The 15,735-nt window shown below is 36.7% G+C and carries 14 protein-coding genes; 1 reads left to right on the top strand and 13 read right to left on the bottom strand.

Translation table 11 applies throughout. The annotated features are described in order from the left end of the window. Nucleotides 1-2 precede the first annotated feature (2 nt). The 10 genes from LUA86_RS01725 to LUA86_RS01680 form a co-directional block, all read right to left on the bottom strand. Nucleotides 3-773 carry a DUF3108 domain-containing protein gene (locus LUA86_RS01725; protein ID WP_231458820.1) on the bottom strand — a complete coding sequence of 257 codons (771 nt, stop codon included), beginning with the start codon at nt 771-773 and terminating at the stop codon, nt 3-5. A gap of 139 nt (nt 774-912) precedes the next feature. Next, entirely contained in the window at nt 913-1,428 is a 516-nt protein-coding gene (locus tag LUA86_RS01720; protein WP_231458819.1) for a DUF2480 family protein, read from the bottom strand. 65 nt (nt 1,429-1,493) lie between these two features. Then, the gene (locus LUA86_RS01715) at nt 1,494-3,578 is read right to left on the bottom strand and encodes a SurA N-terminal domain-containing protein (RefSeq protein ID WP_231458818.1); all 2,085 of its coding nucleotides are present in this window, start codon (nt 3,576-3,578) and stop codon (nt 1,494-1,496) included. A 131-nt stretch (nt 3,579-3,709) separates the two neighbouring features. Next, the gene (locus LUA86_RS01710; protein ID WP_231458817.1) at nt 3,710-4,285 is read right to left on the bottom strand and encodes a hypothetical protein; all 576 of its coding nucleotides are present in this window, start codon (nt 4,283-4,285) and stop codon (nt 3,710-3,712) included. After that, nucleotides 4,285-5,577 carry a hypothetical protein gene (locus tag LUA86_RS01705; protein WP_231458816.1) on the bottom strand — a complete coding sequence of 431 codons (1,293 nt, stop codon included), beginning with the start codon at nt 5,575-5,577 and terminating at the stop codon, nt 4,285-4,287. Before LUA86_RS01705 ends, LUA86_RS01710 begins: the two co-directional genes overlap by 1 nt. Nucleotide 5,578: 1 nt before the next feature. After that, a complete protein-coding gene (locus tag LUA86_RS01700) occupies nt 5,579-6,313 on the bottom strand; it encodes a type III pantothenate kinase (RefSeq protein WP_231458815.1) in 735 nt (244 codons plus the stop codon). Between the two features lie 123 nt (nt 6,314-6,436). Next, nucleotides 6,437-7,417 (bottom strand): DUF6427 family protein, encoded by a 981-nt coding sequence (locus LUA86_RS01695; protein WP_231458814.1) that lies wholly within the window; start codon nt 7,415-7,417, stop codon nt 6,437-6,439. A 133-nt stretch (nt 7,418-7,550) separates the two neighbouring features. Then, a complete protein-coding gene (locus tag LUA86_RS01690; protein ID WP_231458813.1) occupies nt 7,551-8,540 on the bottom strand; it encodes a glycosyltransferase family protein in 990 nt (329 codons plus the stop codon). Nucleotides 8,541-8,564: 24 nt separating this feature from the next. Then, nucleotides 8,565-9,416 (bottom strand): UDP-2,3-diacylglucosamine diphosphatase, encoded by an 852-nt coding sequence (locus LUA86_RS01685; protein WP_231458812.1) that lies wholly within the window; start codon nt 9,414-9,416, stop codon nt 8,565-8,567. A gap of 336 nt (nt 9,417-9,752) precedes the next feature. Then, the gene (locus tag LUA86_RS01680; RefSeq protein WP_231458811.1) at nt 9,753-12,257 is read right to left on the bottom strand and encodes a YfhO family protein; all 2,505 of its coding nucleotides are present in this window, start codon (nt 12,255-12,257) and stop codon (nt 9,753-9,755) included. 209 nt (nt 12,258-12,466) lie between these two features. Here LUA86_RS01680 and LUA86_RS01675 point away from each other — a divergent pair, with 209 nt between their 5' ends. Further along, the gene (locus LUA86_RS01675) at nt 12,467-12,973 is read left to right on the top strand and encodes a GbsR/MarR family transcriptional regulator (protein ID WP_231458810.1); all 507 of its coding nucleotides are present in this window, start codon (nt 12,467-12,469) and stop codon (nt 12,971-12,973) included. Between the two features lie 160 nt (nt 12,974-13,133). On the opposite strand, the gene LUA86_RS01670 is transcribed toward LUA86_RS01675, so the two are convergent. The 3 genes from LUA86_RS01670 to uvrB form a co-directional block, all read right to left on the bottom strand. Beyond that, on the bottom strand, nt 13,134-13,385 hold the full coding sequence (locus LUA86_RS01670) for a DUF4834 family protein (RefSeq protein ID WP_231458809.1): 252 nt from the start codon (nt 13,383-13,385) through the stop codon (nt 13,134-13,136). Nucleotides 13,386-13,470: 85 nt separating this feature from the next. Further along, nucleotides 13,471-13,668 (bottom strand): YwbE family protein, encoded by a 198-nt coding sequence (locus tag LUA86_RS01665; RefSeq protein WP_231458808.1) that lies wholly within the window; start codon nt 13,666-13,668, stop codon nt 13,471-13,473. Nucleotide 13,669: 1 nt separating this feature from the next. Next, nucleotides 13,670-15,712, bottom strand: a complete 2,043-nt coding sequence (gene uvrB / locus LUA86_RS01660) for an excinuclease ABC subunit UvrB (RefSeq protein ID WP_304622658.1) — start codon at nt 15,710-15,712, stop codon at nt 13,670-13,672. Nucleotides 15,713-15,735: the final 23 nt, after the last annotated feature.

The raw sequence follows: 15,735 nt of genomic DNA, 5'->3' as shown, positions 1-15,735 counted from the left end.
GATTAATCTTTTGCTAAAGCATATTTTAAGCCTGAAGCCGATTTTAACTCCATCGTTACCGCACCTACTAAAATTTCAACCTGTGCCTTTACCGGTACACGGTTTCCATCATCCGTTACCCAAAGGTACAAACGGCTATCTTTTTTAAAAATCCGGCCAGGTTTTATAGACGGACTAAATTTTAAACACCTGATTTTACCCAATTTACTCTGAACGGTTTCTTTGCCAATATATTCAACTTCCAAAGCCGAAATTTCATCACCAAGAAAATAATTCAATTTAAACTTATCGCCTGTTTTTATTTTAGAGATGTCCAGACTTCTTGCAAAATAGTAAGCCGATACCAAATCGAAGGTTTGTGTAGTTGGCGTACTGAAAGTTCCCCTGTTCGAAACCACTTTTTTACCAACCTGATTAAACCGGGCTTTGTCTTGTCTTTTATAACTCGCTTCTCGGATATTTTCCTGATAGAAATAAGGAGTCAATTCATTTTTATCAATATAAGAATCGTAATGGTCTCTTATTTTATAAAAAACATCAAAAGTGCCCGAGGTTTGTGCATCTACTGTTAATTTATAGGTTGGTTTGTTATCAAACTTTAAATCTGAATTTTGCACCTTAATCGTTGCTTCTGCAGCCGTTATAAATCCATAGCGAAGCTTGTAACTTAATACCTCTCCATCTTGGAAAACAGGCTCCTTCTTGAGCGGAAGTTCCTGAGCGGATGCATACCAGGTGGCAAAGGTGAATAATATTGTGAATAACCTTTTCATTTGTGTGTGTGTTGTTTGTGTCCGACCGTATAATAACGCTTTATTTGCAGTCCTGTTACAATATGCAAAAAACAATCCAAGTTTTTATTGAGCACATCTAATAAATTCAGCAACACCAAAACAACATTCAGAAACGGGTTTAATCTTTTCTTTTATACACCGGAACAGTTGAACAAGGCTCCCCAAACATTATACTTTTAACAACGGGTGTAAGTAAATTTGTAATTTCTACATAAGCGGCAACCGGAATATCAATGTCTCCGCAACCTTTTACCACTACACGTTCATTTGCAAAATTTTCGGGATTAATTTTAGCAATTGCCTTGGAGAATAGTATTGCCTCTAGCGTTTCCAGGTTTCCAAAAACCACCTCATTTGCGAATGGCTTTAATTTATTAGCCAAAAGCATATAAGCCCAGGTAGGCACGATGGCATCTGTAGAACAGATAACTGAAACATTTTTACCTTGATATTGAGACCAATCGTGTGCTTTTATAAATTCCCTGAAGTCCTTCTCCCTCAACATCAATCCATGAAAAAGGTTATCTTTTATATCATACACAACTCGCTCGCCCGGATGATAATAATCTTCCAGGTTTAAAGTGATTAAACCGCTGTTCGCTACCTTATTGATGATGTTCTCTTGAATTTCCATGGCTAACAAATAAAAAAACCGTTCTGACTTAACATCAGAACGGTTCAAATTTACGGAATTTCTAATTAATAGAATTTCACGCGATTGTCTTTTATCTTCGCATTATCTTGCAAAGCCTGGAAAGCCGAACCTAATGAACGTTGACCTAAGGTCATTAACATGCTTTCTTTTTGTTTAAACATATTTGCAATTGGAGCAGGATTTGTAAATCCATCAACAGTGAAAACATACACACCACGCTCACCCTGAACCGGTGCAGAAACCTTACCCGGTTGAGAACCGAAAACAGAACCCACCAATTTATTTTCCTGAGCCACACCTGGAATAATTGGGTTTGCGAAAACAATGTTTTGAACTGGCATCACCTGGCGACCAACTTTTGATGCAATTTGATTTAAGTTTCCTTTACCAGCACCTTCAAGCTTAGCAGCAAGCAATTTGCCTTTAGCCGCACTTAACACCATTGGTTGAATTTCTTTTTTAACTGCATCTAAAGATAAAACACCTTTAGGTTTAACATCTGTTAAACGAGCAACAACATAAGCATCACCCATGGTGTAAATTTCAGGTAAAACATCACCTTTATCTGCCGCGTATGCATCCTGAATTAATTTACGTGGATTATCTAATCCCGGAGCAAAGCCCTGAGTAGCCGTAATTTTATCTGCAACAGCTGTTTTCAATTTATCTTTCGCTGCAAGCTTTGCAAAATCATTGCCTTTAACATTAGCTAAGAAGTTGCTAGCCGCCTTATAAGCTGCGGCCTGCGTTTTGCTACTTGCTGCTAATGATTTCTCGATGTAAGCTAATTTCGCAACTTTAGACGAACCAATTTGTTTTTCAATTTTGATTAAGTGAACACCAAACTGAGATTTCACAACTTTTAAATCACCCGTCTTACCATCAAAAGCAGCATTCTCAAATTCAGGAACCATTGTACCACGAGCGAAAGTACCCAAATCGCCACCTTTATCTTTAGAACCATCTACACTGTAGATTTTTGCAAGGTCTGATAAACTTTTACCCCCGGCAATTAAGCTTTTTAATGAATCGGCAAGTTTAACTGCCTTATCTTCACCACCTACCTTAGCTGGGTCTATCAAAATATGACTTGCTTTAACCGAATCAGGAGAGAAACGAGTAGCAACAACTTTGATTACTTTATAAGAATTACCTGATAGGGCTGGTCCGTAATAACTTCCGGCAGGCAAAGAAAATACAGCAGAATCTACTGCAGGATCTAATTTACCTTTAGTTAAGTAAGTAAAAGGAACTTTAACATCAGAGTTAATCGCCGCATAAAGCGAATCATTTTTAGCTGTTCTGAAATCGGCAGCAATTTTATCTACCTGAGCTTTTACCGCAGCAGAATCTGCCTTTGTAGGTTTAATGCTGAAGGTAACATATTCAAATGAACGTAATTCCTGAGCATTATTGAAACGTGCTTTGTTCGCGTCATAATATTCCGAGTAATCTGCATCCGTTAATTTAACTGAAGCATCAGGAATAGAGGTATAATCAAGATTTACATATTTGAAATTAGCCAGCTTGTTACGGTTGGTATATTCATCAGTTGCTTCTAATGAAGTAACATAAACTGAATTACGTACTAAGTTTGAATATTTCTGTTGTAAAGCCTGGTTTTTAATTTCTGTTTGCAACAAAAGCGACTGACTTTGTGCTTGTGGCTCTTTAGATTTCAGAAAGCTGTTTAAAGACATTCTATCTAACTGACCGGTTTGAGGGTTTGTGAAGTATTGTTTAATTAGCGGACTTGGATTTTGACCAACTAATAAATCTAATAATTCATCTTCTGATACCGTTAAACCTAAACGATCGTATTCTTTAGTTAATAACACGTTGGCTAACTCTGCATTCCACACCTGATCAACTGCCATTGATTGCATTTGAGCGTTAGAACCGCCACCATATTGTTGTTTTAACTGATTTACACTTTGCTCTACCTTTGGTCCGAAATCATCAATACTGATGTCTTTTCCATCAACCGAACCAACAGTTTTTTGGTTGGCTGCCCAAAAAGGCTTACCCACGTTAATTGCATCACCTACTAAAAATGCAACAATTGCAAAACCAATCATGAATACAAGAATGTATCCGGCACGGTTACGCAAAAATGTCATTAATCCCATATTGTACTTTAAATTATTTAGTTTTTTTTAAGAGGGCGCAAGATACAAATTTGCCTTAAAAAAGAAAATACTAAATTTTATTTATCAAGTGTTTAATTTTTAAGCAAATAAGCGTTGCAAAAATAGCGCTTTTAAGGTGCTATGGCATCTTTTAAAACGGCCTGACCTGTTGCAGAATTAAAGGTATAGGTGCTAAAATCTTGCGGTGCCTGAAAATCAACCCCGTCCAGAATGTTCCCATCGATGGTTTTAACGGTTACCTTTTGTTTGGAATAGAATATCTTTTGCGCTTCATCCCAAATCAATTCTTCTGAGGAGAAAGTATCGCCTTTAATATTCTTCACAATTACGTTCTTCCTGAAAATGGTTTTTTGTTCCTGAGAACGGCGAATAGCATAATCGCTAATGAGCGTTCCGTCTATTTTACCGGTTTGTACGTTAAAGAAATCTATCTTAACCCCTTTAATCATTTCCTGGTATTCGCCACCGTTAGATGGGGTAACTTTATCCATTATCGGAGCGTTACCTTTCGCCTTTACACGAGCCGAATCACTGTAAATAATTTCTACACCAAGCGTTCTGTCCCGGTCTAAGGTTATCTTCTTATCTCCGACAGCATTAGCCTTTTTTAAGTCATCATCTCCACAGGAAACCAGAAATAAAGGCAACCCAAGCATTAAACCATATAAAAAAGTTTTGCCATTCATTAATCTACTCTATACTTACGGAACCAGGTATCGTTAAGCGTAAAACCTAAATGGAAGTTGATGAAACGCTCTCTAACCAAGCTGTTGGTTAAAGTTCCACGCTGACCAACTTCTGTAGTGAAGTTAATTTTGTAGAAGGTTGAGCCCACATTTGCCGATGGTAAAGGGAAACCAAAACCGATGGAAGCGCCCATCTGCTTAATATCCTGATTACCGATTTTGATGTAGGTTTTATCATAACTAACACCTAAACGATAGTCAACACGTTTAAAATAGTTATTGTAAGATGTAATATCCGGTGTAAATTGGCCACCCAAAGATGCACCGTAGCTATCCTGCAAACCTTGGTTTACATTATTAAGCGTTACATTAGCCCATTTGCTCATTCTAAAATCGGCACCAATTAACCATTTATCTGTTTGTTGAATAGATACACCGAAATTATGAGATAACGGAAGTTTTAAGTTTGATTTAGCACTTACAACCGAGCTCAATGTATCAATAGCTGTACCCTCATTACCGGTTTGGTCTCTTTGGTAAATAGTAGCGAAGTAAGATTGGCTAGAATTAATTTTACCAGAGCTGCTACCGGAATAACCCAAGGTTACAAGTGTTTTTGGCGCAACATTGAAATTGTACTGAATACCGTAAGAATAGTTTAAACCACCAACACTGTTTTTATTTTGAAGTTTAGAGTTTAAGGCTCCAACTTCTGCAAATTCAGTTGCTCGGGTCGAAATTAAGTTACCAAAGATATATTCTACGTTAGCACCAATGCTCAAATGGTCTCCGAATCTGTATCCGTAACCAAAATATGCCTTCGATAAACCACCTTCACCTTCATAAAGCTGATCTACACTCATGGTATCTATCTTAACCGAATTTTTATAGCTGTAACCTAAATCGGTATAAGGCATTACACCAAAACTAATAGCCGAGCGCCTGTTTATTGGTGCAGCAAAAGCCAGGTGACCAAAAGTTGCGTTGAAGCTGGTTTCGTTTAAATTATTTCTGGAAAGTGAATTTAATCCGGCGCTCATGCCTAAATCTATTGTAGTTAGGGTAATACCCGAATACGATGCAGGATTCTGCATATTGATATAGTTGAAGCCATTAACCTTACCTACTGCAGTAGATATGCCGCCCATAGCACGTAATTGAGGCAATAATGAACCTTTTACGTTACCAAATCCAAATCTTGAGTAGGGTGATGATGTAGTTACCTGTGCCTGAACACCTAAACCACAAACAAAAACGAGTATGGCTGCAATATAATTTATTCTTCTGTACATTTTAATCTGCAATAGCTTCATTTAATCCTTTTAATACCAAATAGGAATCTTTAATTATTAGAGGCGCAAAGATGCTGTTTTGTAATTGGTTAACCAAAAAATCCGCATCTCCCCCTGTTATTATTACCTTTAAGGCACTTTCTTGTATCTTATTTAGGGAAATAAACCCTTCAATTTCATTTAAAACGCCTTGCAAAATGCCGTTTTTAATAGCAGACTGTGTGTCCGTTCCTGCCGGGATGGCTTCTTTATCATCCCACTTTACTAAGGGCAACCGGCCTGTAAAATGATGAACAGCGTTGAATCTCATGTTTATCCCCGGACTAATACTGCCCCCAAAATACTCCTGATTTTGATTCAATAAATCATAAGTGATACATGTTCCGGCATCTATAACTAAAAATGCCTGCCCTTTAAAAATAGCATTGGCGCCTAAAATTGCTGCCCATCTATCCAAACCTAGGGTTTCGGGTGTTTTATATTTATTTAATACGCCATTACTCAGCAAAGCTGAAAAACGAACATATTCTGTATGATTCTTTAAAAAATCTTCTAAGCTTTTAATCTCTTCATCAACCGAACTTATTATCGATTTCTGAATATTAAACTGATTGATTAAGTGCAACAGATCGCTCGTTGCTACTTGCTCAAACCGTTGATAATGAACAATATCTTTGCCTGAAAAAACGGCAATTTTAGTAGCAGAATTGCCAATATCGATACTTAAATTGTGCATTTAACTTTAGCGGAATCTATTTTCAATATTAAAAAACTAATATCAAAAAGTCCAAAACTCTTCAATCAGCCACAAAGCTATTAATCTTTAACAAGTTTCGAGGTATCATTTTGTTAAAAAAGGTTAAACAAACAGAAAGTATTGAACAGAAAGCACAAACAACAAAAACAAGGTTTCGTAGAACCACCTCTTTTTGGCATTGCTGAAGTAATAAGCCAAAAGCACCGCACCCGGAGGTACGCATAGTAAAAAGTGAGAAACCCGAAAACCTGGCTTTAAGTAAAAGCTGGCTCCAGCAATCAGAAACATAAAAAACAACATCTGAAAGCCCTTTCTGGTGCTTATAAAACTCCGAAAGAAGTTTTCGCGGAGCTGTAAAGAGGCCAAAACAATAATAACAAAAACAGGAATAAGCACCAGATAATCGTTATAATTAATTTTAAAAACTGATGGAAAACGGTTTACCAATGGTTTCCAAATCTGATAGAAAGATGTTAGATTATCTCTCCAGTAATACAACACAGCCAGAAAGAAAAATACAGTTAAAAAGCCAACAATTCCCGCTATCCAATCTCGCCAGTTAAATGCTCTGAAGAGTAATAAGGAGAGAAAAATCATCAGCAACATCGAAATAAAAGGGAAATAAATTAATGTCCCCAATCCGATTATCATGCCAATATCAAAAACTGCAGTTACAGAATTTGCGCTTTTATTCAGCTTCAAAAACCTATCTATTATCCAGATGAGCAGGAAATTACAAATCAACGCCGGACTTAAAACCATAAATGGCATAAATAAGCTTGCGCCTGTTACATACATTAAACCGGGTAAAAAACTTTGCTTAGTAAGTAAATTCTGGTTATTAATTATCCTGTTGAATAAAAGTGCCTGGATAAATACCAGAATTGCGGCGAAAAATATGTTAGCCACAGGCGAGAACATATTCGACGAATCATAATCGATTAAAAAATGAGCAAATGGCTCTAAAAAATCGAAATGAAGCTGTTCAGGCACCTGATAAAAAAGAATTATCCGCATAAAAAAAGTGTATGCGAGTAATAAAATAAGGTTAACAGGGTTTAATTTTCTAAACTGATTAATCATGCCATTTATACAGAGGGCAAAGTAAAGATAAAAACCGCAAAGCGCAAAAAGTAAAGATTAAGAAGCAAGGATGCAGAAACGCAACCTAAAGAGCAAGGATAGAAGTTGCGAAAAAAGAGTTGCTAAGCAAAGGCTAAATTCTAGCGTACTTCTTAACCATATCATCAATGATTTGCGCTGTTTCATCAGGGAAATTGAACTGATGCTGCTGAGGGTTTTCTACCCATTCTTTAATTATCGGGAGCCAGTTTCTGGTACTGCCCCAAATAACCGGTAAACCAAATTTTTTAAGCGCAAAGGCATTACATTGCTGTTCAAATTGAAAACGCATTGGCGCTACCAATAATTTTTTGCCTAAATATAACGCTTCAGATGGCCCTTCAAAGCCACCACCAGTAAAAAGACCTTCGCAGCTTGCCAAACTCTTATTAAACTTTTCGTTGTTAACAGGCTCTACAAAAACATTTTCATACTGATAAGCTTCTTTGTTGTGTTTAGAAAAAACCTGCCACTTAATATCAGGGATTTTGCTTAAAACTTTCACCAGATATTTATCATCAATAGCTGGAAGGTAAACGGTATAGTGACCTAAATTGGTAATTTCCAACGCTCTTATTTCCGTGCGGATAACAGGTGTGTAAATAAAACTATCATATCTATCAAAATGAAAACCAATATGGTATTTTGTTGGCGCATAGTGGCTGAGAATTACCTTACCCCAATCGATAGTTCTTGGTCTGGGCACTTTCTTTGATTTAAACGCAGCCTGATGGCTTAACGAAACGCAATCAATACCCTGAAGTTTACAAGCCCAGGCACTTACTGGCTCAAAATCATTAACAATTAAATTGTAATCTTTTAAAGGAAGCTGCTTCATGTCTTTTCTGAAACGGAAAAGATTCATGCTTAACCAGGTTTTAAAATGATGAACGCCACCTTTTTTACCGAAAATAAAGCTAAAACCATGCAGCTGGTATTTTACGGGCTGGCTTAATTTAACATCGGCCTGCGTTCCACTAACCAAAATATCTACCTCACCATGTTTTTGCAACAAAGGAATTATTTCCCTTGCCCGGCTGATGTGGCCGTTCCCTGTGCCTTGAATTGCGTATAATATCTTCATTGATTGCCCGAATATCTTAAATTATCAGGCAATTTCATACTTAATATTTTTCAACAGTAAATTAATGTCGAGTTTACTTTTTAAATCTTCCGCATCAGATAAAATTCCGTCATCCATTTCATCCTTAGTAAAATCTTTATGGTCGTATTTAAATATTTCCCAGGCTTTATCCTTATACTCCAAAGCCGTTAAGCTTTCTACCCAATCGCCACTATTCAAATAGGTAACCGAACCATTTTCACTTAAAATTTCTCTCTTTTCGGGTTGATGTATATGTCCGCAAACCACATAGTTATAACCTTTTTCAATAGCAAGCTCGGCGGCAACCTGTTCAAAACTATTGATAAACTTTACCGCATCCTTAAATTTCGCCTTTATTTTCTTAGAAAAACTCATTTTCTCCCTTCCTAAAAGATTAAGAAACCAGTTTACAAAGCTGTTAATCAAAATTAGCGTATCATAACCAATAGCGCCCATTTTGGCAAGCCATTTAGAATGCTGCATGGTTACATCAAAAACATCACCATGAAAAAACCAGGCTTTTTTACCATCTAATTCCATAACCAGTTTGTTGCTTAAATGGAAACTCCCCATTTCCATTCCGTCAAATTTCCTGAGCATTTCATCATGGTTTCCTGTTAAGTAATGAACTTCTACTCCTTCGGAAACGAACTTCATTAACTTTCGGATAACTTTCATGTGTGATTCCGGCCAATAACTTTTGCTGAACTGCCAAATATCGATGATATCTCCATTCAGAATTACTTTTTTGGGTTTGATACTTTTAAGGTATTTCAAAAGTTCTTTGGCATGGCATCCATAAGTACCAAGATGCACATCAGATATCACAACGATATCTACGTTTCTTTTATCCATTATCAAGAAATTTTTGGGGGAGGAATTTTACTACCGCTTTATTTAAGCAGTTCACATTTTTGAAAAAGATGTTACCACTCTTCTTCCTCATCGAGTTTAACCTCAAAAGGACTAAAAAAGTAAATAACGATAATTAACAGGCATATCGCAAAAAAGAATTCAAGCATAACATCCGATTTGAAACAAAGATAAGACACTGTCTATCAATCAAATGTTACGTAACTGTTAAATTTTATTACGCCTCTCTTAATTTTTGTTAAAATTTAATGCCACAAAAAAACCCATAGGCAAATGCCTATGGGTTTAATTATTGTTAAGTTTGATTAAAGACCTCTATTATGCTTTAGCTTTTTTCTTTTTATTCTCTGAATAGAAACCAAAGCCTAAACCAGCAATTAAAAGTATCGAACCGGCTAACGAAATATTCTCGCCAACATAATACGAAGTTGGGTGGAAAATAAATTCTAGTTTGTGGTTACCCGCTTGTAATTGAGCCGCACGTAAGATATAATCAGCCCTGAAATAAGGCTTCTCTACACCATCAATATACATTTTCCAACCTTTATTGTAGTAAATTTCTGAGAAAACAGCCACTACATCTTTCGCTGATGAGTACTCATAAGTTAAATGATCAGGAGTGTAAGTGGTTAATTTAATAAAACCTTCTTGCCCGGTTCCTAAAATTTTGCTGTTTAACATGCTTTTAAAGCTTTCATCAACAATTGCTTCTTTTTTAGCATCAAAACTGTTAATGGCTTTCATTTCCTCGTCTGCATTTTTAACATACTGAACGCTTTCTACAAACCATGCATTTCCGCAAGCCGTTGGATTACGTTGCATTTTGTATGAACCATTTTGTTGGTCTTGTGTGATGATGTATCTTGTATTTAACATGTCCAGCACATCTTGATTGATGCTTTTTGTTAATTGATGGTCAACCAATTCCTGAAAACGTTTTAACCTTGCCGAGTGGAAACCACCAACTGTTTTGTGGAAATATGAAGTTTCTGCACTTTTGAATGGATCGCCTAAAGTTAAATCGAATACTCTAAAGTTTGGGTCTTTATCAGCAGCGATAAAATTATCTACATCTCTAGGTTTGTAATGATCGGCTAAATCAGATTTGTTTACGAAATTCTGATTGCTCAAATATCTGCGATCTACCTGCCATAAATCGATAAGAATAGCCAATGCTAATAAACCAAATGCAAGTTGCATATTCAGTTTTTTGGTGATAAATGCCCAGATTAAACCAAATCCAATCAGGATAAATAACAAGGAACGGAAAGCATCAGCTCTAGCTAGAGATACTCGGTCTGCAACAACCGCATCTGTAATTTTTGACACAATTGCCGCATTGTTTTGCGTAATTTGATTAAGCCAAGTGGTAAGCTCAACCTGGCTTGCATTTTTGAAACTGAAAAATACAGTCGGCATAATTAAGATAATTAATGCAAAACCACCGGTTATCGCCGCCGACCAGGTTAATCTTTTAATTAGGTATTTTTGGTCGTAAACACCATCTTGAGCTTCTTTAATTGCCAAAACCGCAAGTAGCGGAACTAATAAACCAACAACCGCTAATATTGATTCAACAGCTCTAAATTTATTATATCCTGGCAGGTAGTTAAAGAAAATATCTGAAACTAAAGGGAAATTTGAACCAAATGAAAGTAATAATAGTAAAATGCTCGTGCCTAAAATCCACCATTTCCAACGGTGTTTTACAATAAATAATCCGAATACAAATAAGAAACAAATAATAGCACCAAAATAATAAGGGCCAGAAGTACCAGGTTTATCACCCCAATATTGCGAGCCAGCGTTTTGTGCAATTGCATTGATGGCTTCTCCGGTTTTTTCACCATATAAGGGACCAATAGCATTTGCAACTGTTCCATCTTGCAAAATTTTAACGAATTCGCCTTTTGGATCTAAAGCACCTCCACTCGAACCACCGTATAAATTTGGCACTAAGAAAGTGAAACTTTCGCCAACACCCTGGCTCCATTGGTAGGCATAGGCTTTGTCTAAACCGGTTGCAGGCTCGGATTTATCCATTGTTAAGTTAGATTTACCACGAATGGTTTCTTTTCCATATTCATAGGTTGTCCAAAGTGTACCTGCATTAACTAAAATAGCAAGAAAAATACCGCCGAAGATATAAGCCACCGTTTTACCAAATACCGGTAATTGTTTTGCTTTTACTGCATGATAAAGTTCAATGCATCCTAAAATGAAGATGGCAATAAACAAATAGTAGGTCATTTGAATATGGTTAGAACGAATTTCTAAAGCCATAAATAAAGCCAACAAGCTTCCGCCGAGCAAATATCTGCCTCTTAGCGTTAAGATAATTGAAGCAAGAATCGGTGCAAAAAATCCGATTGCTAAAGCTTTATTACTATGCCCAGCAGCAATTATGATAAAGTTATATGATGTAAACGCAAAGGCTACGGCACCTGCCGCTGCAAGCCATGGATTTACCTTTAACACACAAAACAAAAGATATGCGCCTAAAAGATAAAGCAATACAGTGCCCACCGGATCAGGAAATACGCCTTTTATAAAATCGATACCATAGGTAGTGATATTTAATGGATACTGAACCCAGATTTGATAAGCTGGCATTCCACCAAACATCTGGTTAGTCCACAACGGGCCTTTACCTGTTTGGGCTTTAACATCCATAATTTCTTTTTGCATAGCCTTTGCCTGCAAAACATCGCCTTGCATGGGTGCTTTCCCCTGTAAAACAGGACTGAAATAAGCAAAACAAATGACTACAAAAATTGCAATAATGGCTATATGGGTGCCATTGTTTTTAAACCAGTTATTCATTAAGGTTTGTTTAAGTTTAAACGAACGTCAAAAATAAAAATTTGCCCCGTATATTAAAGGAATAAATTAACCGTACTGATAATTAATAATTTCGATGTGAAATATTGCGGTTAATTTCATCCAAATAAGCACAGCAATCAGCAATAAATTTCTATAAAGCAACCTTTCAATAACTCCTGAAAGTTTAAAAAACATAATTATATTTGTTTATGGATTTAGCGACAGGGAAATTAAAATTTATAGAAGCCTGGGGTAAACTTGGCTTAGAATGGGGTATTAACAGAACAATGGCGCAAATTCATGCTTTGCTTTTAATTTCCCCAGAGGCATTAACCACTGAAGATATTATGGAAAGCCTGAGCATATCCAGAGGTAATGCAAACATGACACTTCGCGATTTAATCGGCTGGGGACTTGTTGAAAAGCAACATAAAGCCGGAGAGCGTAAAGAATATTTTTTTGCTGATAAAGATGTTTGGAATATTTCGAGACAAGTTGCAAAAGAGCGTAAAAAACGTGAGCTGGAGCCGGTGTTGAAGGTGCTTTCTGAGCTTTCAGCTGTTACAGGAGATGAAAAAGATCCGGAATATGCTACCTTCAAAAAATCGGTTGCAGATATAAATAAGTTAGCAATTAATGCTGATAAAACCATCGAAACCATGCTAAAAGCTGAAGAAAACTGGTTTTGGGGTTCGATTTTGAAAGTGTTTAAATAGAAGCATCTCCAAAAAAAGCTTTAAACAGCCTTATCAATACAAATCTTTATTTTGTTGCATGAAACAAAAGATTGCTTCCCTAAATTGTCTGGCCCGGCTGTACCTCACAATTAAGGAAATATTACAAACAAAAAAATCCTGATTTTCATCAGGACTTACATTATTTAACTTCTTCGTATTCTACAAAATCTCCGAGCTTATCGGTTTTACCCTGGTCTGGCTTTGGCGGCATGTAATCAATAGAAATTGAACCTTCAGGCTTTTGCTTTTTTTGTTGATATTGCTGTCCAGTAGCCTGCTGTTGCATTTTACTAGCCATATTATTAAACAACATTGGTAATATTAAACGAATTAACATTCGGATAATCCAAAGTACCAGTATTGCTATAAATATAAATTTAATTAATCCCATGCTGATTTCTTATGTTACAAATATAGACGTAGGCTTAAATATTTTGTTACTTTTCTGCAGATTAATTGCATTTTCATTACAATTCTTAATCTTCAATAATTTCGCAAACTCTTCCAACCTGTCCGTCCTCTAATCTTACTTTTATTCCTCTTGAGTGAAATGCAGACGAGGTGAGTAAATCTTTCACCACTCCATACGTAACATTTCCGCTCCGCTGATCCTTCTTTAAAATTATACCAACTTCCAACCCCGGGAAGATATCCTTTCTATTTTGTCCGTCCATCCTATTTGGCAAATTTTTCGTTGTACATTTTCTCTAAAGCAAACATCTCATCACGCAGTTTTGCAGCTTGTAAAAAGTCCATTTCTTTGGCTGCTTTCTGCATATCTTTTCTGGTATTATCAATTGCCTTTTGCAATTCGGCTTTGCCCATGTATTGTACAATCGGATCGGCAGCAATACTAATTTCTGCATTTTCAATGTAAGCCCGGGCTTTGTTATCACTAGCCTTTTGAGAGAAATCGAGCACAGAAGTTTGCTCCAGAATTGCCTCACGAGATTTACCAACCGTTAATGGCGTAATACCATGCTCCAAATTATAGGCAATCTGTATATCACGACGGCGGTTGGTCTCTGAAATCGTTTTTTCCATGCTTTCGGTAATGCCATCAGCATACATAATTACTCTACCTTTATCATTCCTTGCAGCACGCCCAATTGTTTGAATAAGCGATTTTTCTGAACGCAGAAAACCTTCTTTATCAGCATCTAAAATGGCTACAAGGGTAACTTCAGGCAAATCCAAACCTTCTCGTAGTAAGTTAATACCAACCAAAACATCAAATTCACCTAAACGCAAACCTCTTAGTATTTCAACACGCTCTAAAGTTTTTATTTCCGAATGGATGTAGCGGGTTTTAATGTTTAACCTATCCAGGTACTTAGTTAACTCTTCTGCCATGCGTTTTGTTAACGTTGTTACTAAAATTCTACCGCCTTGCTTAATGGTTAAATCTATTTCATCCAATAAATCATCAACCTGGTTAATTGCAGGTCTGATTTCAATAACGGGATCTAGCAAACCAGTAGGGCGAATAACCTGCTCTACCACCACGCCTTCTGATTTTTCCAATTCATACTCAGCCGGTGTTGCACTAACATATATGGTTTGTGGCGCAAGTGCTTCAAATTCTGTAAAATTTAATGGCCTGTTATCCAAAGCTGCAGGCAAACGGAAACCATACTCAACTAAAGAAAGTTTTCGCGAACGGTCGCCGCCGTACATTGCCCTGATTTGAGGCACCGTAACATGACTTTCATCAATAACCATTAAATAATCTTCAGGAAAATAATCAAGCAAACAGAAAGGACGCATACCGGGCGAACGACCATCGAAAAAGCGAGAATAATTTTCGATACCCGAGCAATAACCCAATTCTTTCATCATCTCGATATCGAAATTGGTCCGCTCTTCTAATCGCTTGGCTTCCAGTAAATGTTTATCGGCCACCAATTGATTTTTTCTTATCTCCAATTCTTCCTGAATGCCCCAAATCGACTGGTTAAATCTATCTTTTGGTGTAACAAATAAATTTGCCGGGTAAATCGCCATGTCTTCCAGCTTCTCTAAAGTTTTACCCGAAACCGGGTCAATAGCGGTAAGTTCTTCAATGTCATCACCAAAAAAAGAAATCCGGTAAGCATGGTCAAGGTAAGCCGGAAAAATATCTACTGTATCGCCTTTAACTCTAAAAGTTCCGCGTTTAAATTCTGTAGTCGTTCTGGCGTATAAAATTTCTACTAAACTGTGCAAAAATGCATTTCTGGAGATTCTTAAACCAACTCCAAAGCGGAAAACCATTCTAGAAAAATCCTCCGGGTTTCCCATACCATATATACAGGAAATGGAAGAAACTACTATAATATCCCGCCTGCCACTCATCAATGATGAGGTAGTCCGAAGCCTCAATTTCTCTATCTCTTCATTAATACTTAAATCCTTTTCTATGTACGTATTACTGGATGCAATAAAAGCTTCGGGTTGGTAATAATCATAATATGAAACAAAATAATTCACCGAGTTTTCAGGGAAAAAGTTTTTAAACTCTCCGTAAAGCTGGGCAGCCAACGTTTTGTTATGACTCAATATCAGCGTTGGTTTTTGGGTTTGCTCAATTACATTGGCAATTGTAAACGTTTTCCCTGAGCCGGTAACACCTAGTAAAGTTTGATAATTTTCGTTCGCATTTACACCATCAACCAATTGTTTTATAGCCTGAGGCTGGTCGCCGGTAGGCTGATACGCTGAAGTAATTTTAAATTTCATAAACAATCAAATTTAACTATAAA

Origin of the sequence: Pedobacter sp. Leaf132, assembly GCF_920984695.1 — a bacterium.
GTDB lineage: Bacteria > Bacteroidota > Bacteroidia > Sphingobacteriales > Sphingobacteriaceae > Pedobacter.
This window is presented reverse-complemented; position numbering and strand designations above follow the sequence as displayed.

Excerpts from the sequence above, each read along its gene's own strand:
- LUA86_RS01725 (WP_231458820.1), bottom strand. The coding sequence starts at position 773 with ATGAAAAGGTTATTCACAATATTATTCACCTTTGCCACCTGGTATGCA.
- LUA86_RS01720 (WP_231458819.1), bottom strand. The coding sequence starts at position 1,428 with ATGGAAATTCAAGAGAACATCATCAATAAGGTAGCGAACAGCGGTTTA.
- LUA86_RS01715 (WP_231458818.1), bottom strand. The coding sequence starts at position 3,578 with ATGGGATTAATGACATTTTTGCGTAACCGTGCCGGATACATTCTTGTA.
- LUA86_RS01710 (WP_231458817.1), bottom strand. The coding sequence starts at position 4,285 with ATGAATGGCAAAACTTTTTTATATGGTTTAATGCTTGGGTTGCCTTTA.
- LUA86_RS01705 (WP_231458816.1), bottom strand. The coding sequence starts at position 5,577 with ATGTACAGAAGAATAAATTATATTGCAGCCATACTCGTTTTTGTTTGT.
- LUA86_RS01700 (WP_231458815.1), bottom strand. The coding sequence starts at position 6,313 with ATGCACAATTTAAGTATCGATATTGGCAATTCTGCTACTAAAATTGCC.
- LUA86_RS01695 (WP_231458814.1), bottom strand. The coding sequence starts at position 7,417 with ATGATTAATCAGTTTAGAAAATTAAACCCTGTTAACCTTATTTTATTA.
- LUA86_RS01690 (WP_231458813.1), bottom strand. The coding sequence starts at position 8,540 with ATGAAGATATTATACGCAATTCAAGGCACAGGGAACGGCCACATCAGC.
- LUA86_RS01685 (WP_231458812.1), bottom strand. The coding sequence starts at position 9,416 with ATGGATAAAAGAAACGTAGATATCGTTGTGATATCTGATGTGCATCTT.
- LUA86_RS01680 (WP_231458811.1), bottom strand. The coding sequence starts at position 12,257 with ATGAATAACTGGTTTAAAAACAATGGCACCCATATAGCCATTATTGCA.
- LUA86_RS01675 (WP_231458810.1), top strand. The coding sequence starts at position 12,467 with ATGGATTTAGCGACAGGGAAATTAAAATTTATAGAAGCCTGGGGTAAA.
- LUA86_RS01670 (WP_231458809.1), bottom strand. The coding sequence starts at position 13,385 with ATGGGATTAATTAAATTTATATTTATAGCAATACTGGTACTTTGGATT.
- LUA86_RS01665 (WP_231458808.1), bottom strand. The coding sequence starts at position 13,668 with ATGGACGGACAAAATAGAAAGGATATCTTCCCGGGGTTGGAAGTTGGT.
- uvrB (WP_304622658.1), bottom strand. The coding sequence starts at position 15,712 with ATGAAATTTAAAATTACTTCAGCGTATCAGCCTACCGGCGACCAGCCT.